At 61.2% G+C, this 13,253-nt stretch carries 13 protein-coding genes; 8 read left to right on the forward strand and 5 right to left on the reverse strand.

Going from position 1 to position 13,253, the window contains the following annotated elements:
- The 4 genes from AKL28_RS12870 to AKL28_RS24475 all read right to left on the reverse strand — a co-directional run bounded on the left by AKL28_RS12870 (position 1) and on the right by AKL28_RS24475 (position 4,255).
- Positions 1 to 867 (reverse strand): branched-chain amino acid ABC transporter permease, encoded by an 867-nt coding sequence (locus AKL28_RS12870; protein WP_050468539.1) that lies wholly within the window; start codon positions 865 to 867, stop codon positions 1 to 3.
- A 30-nt stretch (positions 868 to 897) separates the two neighbouring features.
- On the reverse strand, positions 898 to 2,124 hold the full coding sequence (locus AKL28_RS12875; RefSeq protein WP_050468540.1) for an urea ABC transporter substrate-binding protein: 1,227 nt from the start codon (positions 2,122 to 2,124) through the stop codon (positions 898 to 900).
- 69 nt (positions 2,125 to 2,193) lie between these two features.
- Entirely contained in the window at positions 2,194 to 3,711 is a 1,518-nt protein-coding gene (locus AKL28_RS12880; RefSeq protein WP_050468541.1) for an amidase, read from the reverse strand.
- A gap of 247 nt (positions 3,712 to 3,958) precedes the next feature.
- Complete coding sequence (locus AKL28_RS24475; protein ID WP_156226328.1) at positions 3,959 to 4,255, reverse strand: hypothetical protein; 297 nt, start codon at positions 4,253 to 4,255, stop codon at positions 3,959 to 3,961.
- A 38-nt stretch (positions 4,256 to 4,293) separates the two neighbouring features.
- Between AKL28_RS24475 and AKL28_RS12885 the strand changes: the two genes are divergently transcribed.
- Positions 4,294 to 5,358: a phenylacetaldoxime dehydratase family protein gene (locus tag AKL28_RS12885; RefSeq protein ID WP_050468542.1), complete on the forward strand. Its 1,065-nt coding sequence runs from the start codon at positions 4,294 to 4,296 to the stop codon at positions 5,356 to 5,358.
- Between the two features lie 68 nt (positions 5,359 to 5,426).
- On the opposite strand, the gene AKL28_RS12890 is transcribed toward AKL28_RS12885, so the two are convergent.
- Entirely contained in the window at positions 5,427 to 6,164 is a 738-nt protein-coding gene (locus AKL28_RS12890; RefSeq protein ID WP_050468543.1) for a TrmB family transcriptional regulator, read from the reverse strand.
- A gap of 170 nt (positions 6,165 to 6,334) precedes the next feature.
- Between AKL28_RS12890 and AKL28_RS12895 the strand changes: the two genes are divergently transcribed.
- Genes AKL28_RS12895 through AKL28_RS12925 form a run of 7 tightly spaced genes read left to right on the forward strand, consistent with a single transcriptional unit; the run spans position 6,335 to position 13,240 of the window.
- Positions 6,335 to 7,516, forward strand: coding sequence for an ABC transporter substrate-binding protein (locus AKL28_RS12895; protein ID WP_156226329.1), 1,182 nt, complete (start codon positions 6,335 to 6,337; stop codon positions 7,514 to 7,516).
- Positions 7,517 to 7,534: 18 nt separating this feature from the next.
- Positions 7,535 to 8,401, forward strand: a complete 867-nt coding sequence (locus AKL28_RS12900; RefSeq protein ID WP_050468545.1) for a branched-chain amino acid ABC transporter permease — start codon at positions 7,535 to 7,537, stop codon at positions 8,399 to 8,401.
- Positions 8,398 to 9,366: a branched-chain amino acid ABC transporter permease gene (locus tag AKL28_RS12905; protein WP_050468546.1), complete on the forward strand. Its 969-nt coding sequence runs from the start codon at positions 8,398 to 8,400 to the stop codon at positions 9,364 to 9,366. Before AKL28_RS12900 ends, AKL28_RS12905 begins: the two co-directional genes overlap by 4 nt.
- Complete coding sequence (locus AKL28_RS12910) at positions 9,363 to 10,094, forward strand: ABC transporter ATP-binding protein (protein ID WP_050468547.1); 732 nt, start codon at positions 9,363 to 9,365, stop codon at positions 10,092 to 10,094. The genes AKL28_RS12905 and AKL28_RS12910 overlap by 4 nt, the downstream gene beginning before the upstream one ends.
- A complete protein-coding gene (locus tag AKL28_RS12915; protein ID WP_050468548.1) occupies positions 10,078 to 10,779 on the forward strand; it encodes an ABC transporter ATP-binding protein in 702 nt (233 codons plus the stop codon). The genes AKL28_RS12910 and AKL28_RS12915 overlap by 17 nt, the downstream gene beginning before the upstream one ends.
- Before the next feature lie 12 nt (positions 10,780 to 10,791).
- The gene (locus AKL28_RS12920) at positions 10,792 to 11,724 is read left to right on the forward strand and encodes a nitrilase-related carbon-nitrogen hydrolase (protein ID WP_050468549.1); all 933 of its coding nucleotides are present in this window, start codon (positions 10,792 to 10,794) and stop codon (positions 11,722 to 11,724) included.
- Between the two features lie 31 nt (positions 11,725 to 11,755).
- Complete coding sequence (locus AKL28_RS12925; protein ID WP_050468550.1) at positions 11,756 to 13,240, forward strand: methyl-accepting chemotaxis protein; 1,485 nt, start codon at positions 11,756 to 11,758, stop codon at positions 13,238 to 13,240.
- The last annotated feature ends 13 nt before the right edge of the window (positions 13,241 to 13,253 follow it).

Here is a 13,253-nt window from a genome sequence, read left to right on the forward strand (position 1 = left end):
TCAGATACGTCCTCGGAAGAAGCGGCCGGTAATGCCCTGCGGGAGCAACCTGACCAGAACGATGGCCACCAGCAGCAGGCCGACCTCGCCGATGACAGGCGTGGTGGCGAAGGTAGTGAGCTGGTTGACCGCGCCGAACAAGCCCGATGCCGCCAGGGTACCGGTAATGATGGAGGCGCCGCCGCCGATCACGGTGATGAACGACTTTGCCACGTAGGCCACGCCGATGGTGGGCACTACACCGGTGATCGGCGCCAGCACGCCGCCGGCCAGGCCGGCCAGCGCCGCGCCCAGCGAGAAGGTGGCTGAATACACATGGGCCGGATTGACCCCGAGCGCGGCAGCCATGCCGGGATTCTGCATGACCCCGCGCGCAACCAGTCCGAAGCTGGTGCGGGTTAGCAGCAGGAACAGGCCAATCATGACAGCTGCCGCCACCGCCAGGATGAACAACGTGTACAGGCTGACCTGGTAGGCGCCGACGGTCATCGAACCCAGAGGAGAAGACAAGCCTATCGTGGTATTGCCGTAGATGGAGGTCACCAGGCCGATGAACAATAGCGAGAGCCCCCAGGTGGCCAGCATGGTATCGACCATGCGGCCATACAGGTGGCGCATGACGATGCGCTCGACGACGAACCCGATCAGGCCCACCACCAAGGGCGCCACCACCAGCGTGGCGATCCAGATATTGATGCCAAGACCGGACGCGGTAATGGCGGCGTATCCGCCCATCATGATGAACTCGCCATGCGCGAGATTGATGACCTTCATCATGCCAAACACGATCGCCAGGCCGACACTGGCCAGTAGCAGCGCGGCAATCGCATTCAACACCTCAAGACTTACAACGGCTATGTAATCCACAAACTCCTCCTCTGGGGCGATGATCTGCGCTTAAACCTTGATCACGAATTGCTTGTTTTCGTTAGGGCTCTTGATCAGGTCGCATACCGCAGCAGTATCGACTGGTTTCTGTTGCTTGAAGCTTTCCAGTATCTTCCATTTCTTGTTCTGGCATTCGGCGATCTGGATGTCGAGCGTGCAATGATGGGTGGCCGGGTCGATGGTGACCTTGCCGCTGGGGCCGTCGAACGAGATCCCGGTTTCGAGTGCCTGGATGGTCTTGAGGCGATCCACCGAGCCGGCTTTCTTCACTCCCAGCGCCCACAGATGCACGCCCTGATAGGTGGCAGCCGCCAGTTCGCCGATATAGGGATAGCTGGCGCCGAACTTCTTGTGCCAACGCTCCACGAAAGCCTTGTTGACCGGTGTATCGATCGATTCGAAGTAGCTGAAGGCGGTGACGATACCGTCGGCCTCGGCCGGCGACAGGACAATATGCTCGTTGCCGTTGTTGAAGGTAGTCGACGCCATCGGGATCTTCTTGTTCATGCCGGCGGCGGCCCACTGGCGATAGAAGGCCATGTGCGCACCGCCCACCAGCACCGAGATCACCATGTCCGGCTGGGCCGCCTGGATTTTCTGGATGGTGGGGCCGAACTGGTTGACGTCGAGCGGGAAGAAGTCGCTGGCGAGCACGGTTGCGCCCGACTGCGCGGCATACTTCTTGATCCAGTCATTGGTGATCTGGCCGTAGTTGTAGTCGGCCGCGACCACATAGATCTTCTTGCCCCAGCGCTTGGTGACGTAAGGGATCAGCTTGTCGACGTTCTGTGCCGGGGTCTGCCCGGTACAGAAGGTATTGCGGTCGCATACGCCACCCTCGTACTGGGTGTTGTAGAAGTACAGGGTATTGAAGCGCTTCATCACCGGGCGGATCACTTCGCGCGAAGCCGAGGTGATCCCGCCGAACAGCGCTGTGACCTTGTCTTTCAGGGCCATCTGCTGGGCATACTGGGCATACAGTTGCATGTTCGACTGCGGGTCCATGGTCGCGATGCTGACCTTCTTGCCCAACAAGCCGCCGGCGTCGTTGATTTCCTGCACGGCCAGCAGCATGGCGTCCTGCATGGGTTTACCCAGAATGTCGAGTCCGCCGGAGAGGTCGTGCAGGCTGCCGATGACGATGTCATCTGACTTGGCCAGAGAGGTCAGCGGGGCGGCGGCAAGGGCGGCAGCGCCGGCCAGGGTTTTCAGCGCGTTTCTGCGGGTGAAGCTCACGTTGGATCTCCTGAAGGATGAGTGATGGGACTGCGACGATTTGTTGTTGATCTCACTGCGGTGCTGCAATCAGGCCTGGCGCCAGTCGACTTCCCGTTCGAATGCCGCGGCCAGTTGGTACAAACGACTCTCTTCGAAATGTGCTCCGATCAACATCATGCCGATCGGCAGGCCATCGACCGATGCGCATGGCACTTGCAGAGCAGGATGGCCGGTGATGTCGAACGGCGACGTGTTGGCCATCATTTCCCAGGCGCGCTGGAACACCAGCGGCAGTGGCGCATCTTCAGGCGGAAGCGGCGTGGCCTTCATCGGCAGCGTCGGCATCAGCAGCACATCGTAATCAGCCAGCACCTGGTCGTAGGCCGCACGCAATGGGCGCACCAGGTTCTGTGCCTTGGCGTAGTAGGTACCGCCACCGGCGCGGGTCATGAATTCACCCGCCACCATCGAAAACTTGAGGGTCTCGGAAAGGTCGTCGGCGCGCTCGCGCCATCGGGCATGCGCCTGCATCATCGACGGCAGGTATAGTCCCTTCCAGTTGAAACCGAAGCCGTTGCCTTTCATCATTTGCTGGGTCGAGCCTTCGGTGATCAGTGCGGCCCAGATATGGGTGGCCACTCTGTGCATCGGAATCGAGACTTCATCCACCGTGGCGCCCAGGCGACGCAAGGCCGCCGCTGCTTCACGCACCTTGTTGTCGACCTCCGGTTCGGAATTGTCCCAGCCGAAACCTTCGGTGATGACTGCCACGCGCATGCCGCGGGCGCCGCGACCGAGCACTTCGGTATAAGGCTTGGCCTGTGCCAGGGCGCTCTGGCGGGGATCGAGACCATCGGGGCCGGCGATGACTTCCAGCACCAGCGCATTGTCGGCGACGGTACGGGTCATTGGCCCGACGTGATCCACGCTCGACTCGATGGGCATGATGCCGGTGTAGGGGACCAGGCCCCAGGTTGGCTTGAGTCCGACCAGGCCGCAGAAGGAGGAGGGGGTGCGAATCGAGCCACCCTGGTCGGCGCCAAGTGCGAAATCGACTTCACCAGCCGCTACCAGTGCGGCCGAACCGGACGACGATCCGCCGGCCGAGTATCCATGCTTGAGCGGGTTGTGTACCGCGCCCTTGGCGCCGGTATGAGAGCCGCCCGACAGGCAGTAGTATTCACAGTGCGCCTTGCCGGCAACGGTGGCGCCGGCATCGAGCAGGCGCGTGATGACGGTGGCGTCGACTTCGGGGACATAACCTTCCAGTACTGCGGAGCCGTTCATCATCGGCACATCGGCCACGGCGATGTTGTCCTTGACGGCGAAGCGCTTGCCCTTGAGCTTGCCGCCGGCAGCGCCCTTGATATCGGTCTTGACGTACCAGGCATTGAAGGGATTTTCTTCGGCGCTCGGAAAACTCCATGCGCTGCGCGCATATTTGACCGGCGGCAGCTCGACCTGCAACTGGTCCAGTACCTCGTAGGTATGCGCGACGGCTTCAAATTGCTGTTGGTAGGCTTGCAGTTGCGATTCGGACAGCGTGATGCCGAACTCGCTGGCGATCTGGACGATCTGCTCCTGGTTCGGTGTTGGTACTGGCATGGCTACTCTCCTGAAGAAGAAATGTCAGTGGCCCGGCGGCCTACGGAACGACGCATGGTGGTCGTCAAACTTAACGTCGAAAATGATCGACAATTATGCTTGTCTTGCTGCAACTCCGGGGCTGGAATCTTTTGTTTTTGTATTGCGGCAGATCGGTTGGGGCGCTTATTTTCATTCAGTCCGTCTGCGTAATGAGCGCATCATAAATTCGACCATTTTTATTGTCAACAAAGATCGACAATATAAATCAATAAATTATATATACTGGTTTAAATTGTTGATATGTAAGAATATTTTTTGATATATTTCTGTCTGGCGTTGTGGACTGCGGTGTTTTTTTAGTCTTTGATTTGTTCGTAAATTCCAGTGTTTCGCTGTATTTGCGGCGGTGCAAGAAATGCAAGATTGAGCGTTTATGGTGCGATTTCCATGGCGCTGCCGGGTTTTTTAATTCGCGTCGAGTCATTTCGACACCTTGTGGTGCAATTTTATTGTGCGGTGCATTGTTTTGGGTATTTGGCGGGTCGGCCGGAGTGCGTTGCATGCGATCGGTGACCGGTCTTTAATAAGAGAGGAGAGTTCATGTTTGAAGTGTCGTATCCGCGATCGGTGCCCGAGCGCCGGCCTGAGGGGCATCAGCCTGCGGCGCCCCGTTTCTCATTGCGCTGGCCGACGCCGCGCCTGACATTGGTCAGTGTGTATTTCGGCATGCAGCAGGACGCATTGTCGCGAGCGGACAAGCTGGCGTTCTTTGCGCGGATCAGGGGCTTTCTGGCGCAGGCCGATGGGCCTCAGGCCGACGAGGTGATGCAGTGCATCGATGAGGCCGGTCTTGATAATGCCATCGTGGTTGCTTATTGGACCGATCCCACTCTCTATGCGCGGTGGCTGGCAACGTCCGGGTTTCGTTCCTGGTTCGAGGCGCATGCGGCAGCGAATGGGGCGCCTGGTTATTGGCTGGAGCCGGTAGTGGTGCCTTATGACCGTCACGAAACCATTTATTCGGCCTCCAACTACAAGGTGGGTTTTGCGCGCACGGTTGGCGCCGAGATCGTGTCTATTACCACCAACGGTTTCTTTGGCGCGGCCCGTGATCGGCTGCCGCTATCGGCGGTGGATGTGCTGGAAAGTCCCGTGCATGGTGTCCTGCCGCCGGCGGCCGCGCGTACCTCGGCGCGCGGTCATTGGATTGCGGAGCTGCCGCACAATGCCACTCTGCTGCGCTCGGGGCAGTATTGGGAGGGGGCGGGGCAGGAGCAGCTTGAGGATTACATCGAGCGCCTGCAGCCCAAGCTGATGCGTGGCATGCAGCACCTGATGTCCACCCGCAGTGAAACCGGGTGCCTGTCGCTGCGCATTATGACCAATGTCAATGAGGATGGCAGTCCGCGCTCCGAGACTTCGGTGTATGCCGGTTTCATGTCGATGGCGCAGCTCGAGGCTTGGGCGGCATCGCACGAGACGCACCTCGATATCTACCGGCATGCCATTGCCATGAATCGCCTGCACAAGGAAAAGCGCGAAGTGGTGACCTGGCACGAGCTATTCGTGCCGCAGTTGGGCAACGTCTTCGAATATATCAATTGCCATCCGATGACGGGCATCCTGCCTTACGCACGTGCGTTGCGCGTGCAGGCAGGTGAATGACTCTGGTTTGGAGGGGCTCGATTTTCCGGGCCTCTCCTTTTTTGTCCTGGGTTCGAGTGTCTGGGATTTTACTTGTGGCGTTTGGACAGTTTCCACAGTGACTGGAACAGGCTTTTCTGCAAGGAGGCCAGTTCGCGGCTTTCGATGGTGAGTGCGTAGTTTTCATTCTTCGATGAAATGTAGACCACCGTGTCGTCGCTGATATAGGCAGTCATGCCCAGGTCCAGTTCCGTAGGCGCCAGGCGCAGTTCGCGCAACTCGCTGCGGGCAGCTGGCCAGATCGGCTCGGTCTCGCGTGAATACGAGCGCACCACATCAAGCTGAATGCCGCGCTGGATGCGTTCGGCGATGTAACCATCCATCCAGACCGGGCCGGGGATTTCAAGCAGTTCATGCATCGACAGGATGCCGTACAGGTGTTTCGACTGGCAATCCAGTGTGGTCCATAGTGCGCGCTGTATGCCTTCCTCACCCTCGTGAAACCGGATGCGCGGCTTGCGTGGCGTGCTGTTGAACATCGAGCGCAGTTCCGGCACCAGGTCGTCGAGCATGCTGCGCGTTTGCTCCCATTCCTTGATCAGGACATTGGGATCGGTCGGTATCACCTGGCGGATGCCTTCCTCGCCGTGTACTTGCGCCAGTAGTCCGCGACGCTCGAGCCGATTCAGCAGGTCGTAGCCATTGGTGCGCGTCACCCCCGCCCGCATCGCTACAACCGTCACCGGTGCGCTGCCCAGTTCCAGGGCCGCCAGGTAGAAGCGCTGCTCCTTTTCGTCCAGCCCAACTGCGGCAAGTTTTTCATGCATCCTGCTCTCCATGTCGATAATGTTCGACAGAAATATATCGCGTGGCATGTGGCTTTGTAAATAACAGTTACGCTGATTTTTTAACTTTATTGATATTTATGTCGAAATTCTTTGACATAAATTTTTACTGGTTCTATATTTTCATCGCTGACTAAATTTTGGGGATGATCATGAAGACTTTGTTCGCCGTACCGGCCATCGCAATGGCCATGTCTGTCGCATTTGTCACGAACGTCAACGCCGAAGTACTGAAGATCGGCGCCATATTTCCGCTCTCGGGCGCCAACGCGCAGTTCGGTGCGAATGCGCGCAACGGCATGGAGCTGGCGCTGGAAGACATCAACAAGAATCGCGCAGCAGCCGACAAGGTGCAGCTGGTGTTTGCCGACGTACCGGCTCCCAATGGCGCCGCAGCCGCGGTGCAGCGGCTGGTCAGCCAGGATGGCGTGGTCGGCATCATAGGATCGTTCGTCAGTTCGATCACGCTGGCCGCCTCCGAGGCGACCGAGCGACTCGGTATCCCGATGATTACCCACTCGTTTGCGGACCAGATCACTGGCCGCGGTTATAAATATATTTTCCAGGTGGCGCCCAAGGCTTCCACCTTCGGCGAGAAGCAGTTCGGTTACACGCTTGACCTGGCCAAGCAGGCCGGTACCAAGATCGAACGCATTGCCATCTTCTATGAAGATACGGCCTATGGCACCGCACAGGCAGACGGAATCCGCAAGGCCGCGCAAAAGGCCGGAGTGGAAGTCGTGATCGACGACGCCTATCCGCTGGGCATTACCGATGTCGCGCCGCTGATCAACAAATTGCGCCGCTCCAAGGCACAGGTGGTTTTTCCGGTGTCGTATTTCAATGACGGCATCCTGATCATCCGTACCATGAAGCAGCAGAAGGTGGACCTGCCCATCGTCGGCGGCGCTGCCGGCTACATCATTCCCGATTTCCAGAAGGCGCTCGGCCCCTATGCCGAAGACGTGTTCTCGATCGCGCCGGCCAACTACGACAACGTGCCCGAACTGGCGGCACGCTACAAGGCCAAGTACGGTACGTTCATGGCGCACGAGTCGATCATGTATGGGGCCGCCCTGCAGCACATGGTGGCCGCCGCCGACCGTGCCAAATCGCGTGACCCGGCCAAGATCCGTGATGCCATCACCCAGGTGCGCAACTGCGAGGGGCTGGCCACGGGTATCCCGGGCGGCTGTACCGTGTTCGATGCCAACGGCCTGACGTCCAGCGCCTATCCGATCTTCGTGCAATGGCGCGGGGCCGACCTGGTCACGGTGTTTCCCGCCTCGGCGGCACGCCAGGCGCCGCGCTGGCTTGGTCGCGAAGTCAAATAAGCCGATACCGGGGAAGACATGAATGCCTTGCTCCAATCACTGATAGATGGCTTGCTGATCGGCGGCGTCTACGGTGTCATTTCGGTTGGTCTGTCGCTGGTGTTCGGCGTGCTGCGCATCGTCAACTTCGCCCAGGCCGAGTTCCTCATGCTGGGCATGTATGCGGCGTGGTTCGCCTCGCACTACCTGGGTATCGATCCCATCGCCGGCGCCTTCATTGCGCTGGCGGTCGGCTTCGCCATCGGCTTCGTCTGCCAGTGGCTGCTGATCCGGCGCGTCATCAATGCTTCTCCGGTGGCGCAGATATTCCTGACGGTGGGTTTGCTGGCAGTGCTCGAGAACGGCGCCCTGATGCTGTTCGGTTCCACCTTTCGTAGTGTCACCACGTCTTATCAGACTGCCGCCATTGAAGTGGCCGACCTGTTCATCTCGGTGCCGTACCTGATCGCCTTTGCGCTAGGGGCGGCGGTGTGTGTGCTGTTGTGGCTGTTTCTCACCTATACCTGGACCGGAAGAGCGATCCGGGCGACCTCGCAGAACGCCATGGCAGCGCGCCTGTTCGGCATCGATACCAATCTGATCTACGGCATCGCATTTGGCCTGGGCACTGGGCTGACCGCCTTCGGCGGCGGCATCATCCTATCGTATTCGTCGGTCAATCCGACCTCAGGCGCGCAGTTCGTCACGCTCATGTTCACGGTGGTGGTGCTGGGCGGATTGGGCAGCGTGATGGGGGCGTTGGCAGGGGGGCTGGTGGTCGGTGTGGTGCAGGCATTCTCGGCGCTGTTCATGCCGATCCAGATGCAGAACCTGACGTTGTTCGTGTTTTTCATCGCGCTGCTGGCGTTCAAGCCGGAAGGGCTGCTCGGAGGAGCGAAGAAATGAAGAAATCCCTGTTGCTGATCGTCCTGTGCGGCGTGGCCTGTGTCGCCGCAGGCGCGTTGCTGCAGCCAACCGGCTATGCCGTGCGGGTGCTGTGCCTGGTACTGATGGCGGCCTCATTGGGCCAGTGCTGGAATATCGTCGGCGGCCTGGCCAACCAGGTTTCGCTGGGCCATGCGGCGTTCTTCGGTATTGGCGCCTATGCCTCCACGCTGTTGCAGATCCGTTGGGGCATCAGTCCCTGGTTCGGGATGCCGGTGGGCATGTTGCTGGCCAGTGTCGCGGCCTGGGTGATTGCGCTGCCGACGATGCGCTTGAAGGGCCCGTATTTTGCGCTGGCCACGCTGGCCTTCGGTGAAGCCTGTCATATCGTGGCCGTGTCGTTTCCGCAATTGACGGGCGGGCCGCAAGGGGTATCGATTCCCTTCATCGGCAATTCGTGGAGCATGTTGCAGTTCCGTGGCGCCGGGGGCTATGTGCCGGTGCTGGCAGCATTCTTCGTGTTGGTATGTGCGGTCTACCAGTTCATGGCCAGCGGGCGCATGGGGTATTACCTGCGTGCCATCCGGGAAAACGAGGACGCCGCCGAGATGTCCGGCGTCAACACCTTGCGGGTCAAGCTGATCGGCGGTGTGGTGTCGGCATCGCTGACTGCACTGGCCGGATCGCTGTTTGCCCAGTTCACGGCCTTTTTCGATCCCGACAGCGTCTTCAGCGTGGCCGGCATCTCGATCCGGGCAGCGCTCATTGCCATCGTCGGCGGTGTCGGCAGCCTGTGGGGGCCGGTCATCGGCGCGGTGTTCGTGGTGCTGGTCGAAGAGCTGCTCAATGCCGGATTCTCCGACCAGGCGGCGGGCGTGGCGCCATTCATCTTCGGCGTGGTGCTGATCGTGGTGGTGCTGGCGCGGCCACAGGGACTGGCCTCGCTGTCGTTGTGGCCGGCACGTACGGCAGGAGCGGCCAAATGAGCGAATTACTCAAGGCGCAGGGCCTGACGGTGCGCTTCGGCGGCCTGACTGCGGTGTCGGATGTGAGCTTTTCATTGCGCCAGGGCGAGATCGTCGGCCTGATCGGCCCCAACGGCGCCGGCAAGACCACGCTGTTCAGTTCGCTGGTGGGCCTGCAGCGACTGAGCGCAGGCGAAATTCACCTCGAGGGAAAACCATTGCATGGTCGACGCCCGCATGTCGTGGCGCGTGCCGGCGTGACCAAGACCTTCCAGAACACGGCGCTGTTTCCGGGCATGACCCTGCTCGACAACGTGATGACGGCAGCCCTGCTCAACAACACCGTCGCTTCGGCCCAGGAGCTGGCGCACGATTGCCTGGAGCGGGTCGGCATGGCGCAGGCCGCGCAACTGGTGGTGGACGACCTGACCTTTCCGCAGAAAGCGCTGGGCGAGGTGGCGCGGGCCCTTGCCACGCGTCCGCGCATCCTGCTGCTCGACGAGGTGATGGCGGCACTGACGCCGCTGGAGATGGACCGCGTCATGGATACCTTGCGCGAGCTGCGCGACCGCACCGGCCTGACCATGGTCGTGGTGGAGCATCACATGCGCGCCATCATGAATCTTTCCGAGCGCATCCTGGTGCTCAATTTCGGCAAGCTGATCGCCGACGGCTCGCCGCAACAGGTTTCGCGCAACGAAAAAGTGATCCAAGCCTATCTGGGGAGTGAACATGCTCAGCCTGCATAACGTGACGGGCGGCTACGGCCGACGTACTGTGCTCGACGATATCTCGCTGCAGGTGCACGCCGGCGAGACGGTCGCCATCCTGGGCGCCAACACTGCCGGCAAGACCTCGCTGATGCGCGCCATCCTGGGGCTGTTGCCGCGTTGTAGCGGACGCATCGAATTCGGCAGCAAGGACATTTCTTCGGTGCCGGCCCACCGGCGGGTCGAGCGCGGGCTGGCCTGCGTGCCCGAGGGCCGCCATGTGTTTGCCGACATGACGGTGCAGGACAACCTCCTGCTGGGTGGTTATCACCGCCGCCGCCAGATCGAACAGCGCGATATCGAGGATTGCTTCCGGCTGTTCCCGCGCCTGCAGGAGCGCCAGTTGCAGAAGGCCGGCACCTTATCGGGCGGCGAGCAGCAGATGGTGGCCATTGGCCGCGCGCTGATGTCGCGCCCTGCGATGCTGCTGCTGGATGAACCCAGCCATGGCCTGGCGCCGCTGATGGTGGCCGAGGTGCACGCAGCGATCTCGGAGGTGAACCAGCGCGGCATCAGCGTGTTGCTGGTCGAGCAGAACGTGGCAGCCGCGCTGAAGATCGTCAGCCGCGGCTACGTATTGGAAGCAGGCCGCATCGCGGTGGCCGGCACCACGGCCGAGTTGGCCAGCAATGACGATATACGCAGGACTTATCTTGGAATCTGACGGAGAACAGCAATGACAAAAATGACAGCATGTGTAGTGCAGGCTTCACCGGTGGCGGGGGATACCATCGCCACCATCGCCAAGGCCGCCGGCCTGATTGCCGAGTGCGCCAGGAAGGGGGCGCAACTGGCGGTGTTCCCGGAGGCCTTCATCGGAGGTTACCCCAAGGGCGCCAGTTTCGATATTCGCATCGGCATGCGTACGCCCGAGGGGCGTGAAGAGTTTGCCCAGTACTACAAGTGTGCGGTCGATGTCCCCGGCCCCGCGACCAAGGCGCTGGGCGAGGCGGTACGCGAAGCCGGGATCTTCCTGACCATCGGCGTCATCGAGCGCGCCGGCGGCACCCTGTATTGCACGGTGCTGTTCTTTGGTCCCGATGGCCGTTTGCTGGGCAAGCACCGCAAGCTCATGCCGACTGCTGCCGAGCGCTTGTGCTGGGGCTTTGGCGACGGTTCCACGCTGACCGCGGTCGACACCCCATGGGGCAAGATGGGCGCCGTCATCTGCTGGGAAAACTACATGCCGCTGCTGCGCATGGCGATGTACGACAAGGGGGTGTCGCTGTATTGCGCTCCCACTGCCGACGATCGTGACAGCTGGGCGGCTACCATGCGCCATGTGGCGCTGGAGGGCCGCTGTTTCGTGCTATCGGCCTGCCAATACCTGACCCGTGCCGATTTTCCGTCGAACATGCGTAACCTGATCAGCGACGACGATGGCCAGGTGCTGATGCGCGGCGGCAGCGTGATCATCAATCCGCTGGGCCAGATCCTGGCCGGCCCCGACTTCACCGGCGAGACCATCCTGTGCGCCGAGCTGGACATGGACGATGTGGTGCGCGGCAAGTTCGACTTCGATGTCGCCGGCCACTATGCGCGGCCCGATGTGTTCAAGCTGGTGGTCGAGGAGCGGCCGCAACTGGCCGTCACCCGCGCCGCCGATTGATCCGGCCACCTCAGCCTGGAGTACTCCCGTCGTGCGCGCATTCGATCTCCGTACCCGCCTGGTAGTCAGCCAGGCTGTCCTGTTGTGCCTGATGGCGGTAATGGCGGGCTTGCTGGCCTGGCAGGCTCCGGGCACAGATATCCAGGCTGGCGCTGCGGTGCTGATGCTGCTGCTTGGCCTGGTTATTGCATGGTGGAACCTGCGGGCCCTGGCACGGCCCTTCGATGCGATCACGGCGCATACCGCGCGCCTGGCGACAGGCGACGTCAGCCAGCGCCTGGTGACCCAGGCGCGAGGTGACATGGGCCAGTTGGCGCGGCACCTCGACACGATCAACCAGACGCTGTTCAAGGTCGTGGCCGACGTGCGCCTGGGCACCATGGCGTTGGCGGCGACCTCCGACATGATCGTGGCCGACAGTACCGCGCTGTCGGGGCGCACCGAGGCGCAGGCCAGCTCGCTGCAGCAGACCGCGGCGTCACTGGAGCAATTGAGCGCCAATGTGCGCCATAACGCCGACAGCACGGGCCAGGCCAATCGCCTGGCCATGGAGGCCGACCGCCTGGCCACGCAGGGCCAGGATGTATCCGGCGACCTGGTGCGCATCATGGGTGAGATCCGGGACAGCTCGGAGCAGATCAAGGAGATCGTGGGCGTGATCGATGACATTGCCTTCCAGACCAATATCCTCGCACTCAACGCGGCGGTCGAAGCCGCGCGTGCCGGCGAGCAGGGTCGTGGCTTCGCCGTGGTGGCGACCGAGGTGCGGGAATTGGCGCGCCATTCCGGGGCGGCGGCGCGCCAGATCAAGACGCTCATTGCCGATTCAGTGGACAAGGTCGAGCGTGGTAACGTGCTTGTGGGCGGCAACGGCCATGCCATGCAAGAGATCGCACTGGGAGTGCGCCAGGTAGCCCAATTGATCGGCCAGATCGCCACCGCCGGCGGCCAGCAAAGCATCGGCATCGCCGAGGTCAGTGCGGCCCTGACGCAACTGGATGATGCTACCCAGCGCAACGCCGCGATGGTGCTGGAGACCACGCGCGTGGCCGACGGCCTCAAGGACCAGGCATTGTCGCTGTCGCATGCGGTGCAGGCGTTCGTGCTGGGCGAACGCGAACTCGGCAACGCCGACGAGGCCCGTGCGATGGTGCGGCGGGCCGTTGATTTTGCCAGGCAGCAGGGCGTGGCTGCGGCTGTGGATGAAGTGCGCAAGCTGGCCAAGGGCAGTTTCATCGACCGCGACCTGTACCTGATCGTGTATTCGTTCGACGGCGAGATCGTCGCCCACGGCGCCAATCGCCGGCTCTGGGGCGCGGACTGGACTCGTATCGCCGACGCCGATGGCAAGTTCTTCAACAAAGAGATGACGCAGAAGCTGCAAGTGGCCAACTCGGGCTGGACCGATTACAGATGGGCCCATCCGTTGACGCGCAAGGTGCAGCTCAAGTCGGCTTATTTCGAAAAGTTGGACAAGCTGTTTTTTGTCTGCGGATATTACAAACGGCAGGATTGACCTGCACCGGGAG

Source organism: Herbaspirillum chlorophenolicum (assembly GCF_001189955.1).
Lineage (GTDB): Bacteria > Pseudomonadota > Gammaproteobacteria > Burkholderiales > Burkholderiaceae_D > Herbaspirillum > Herbaspirillum chlorophenolicum.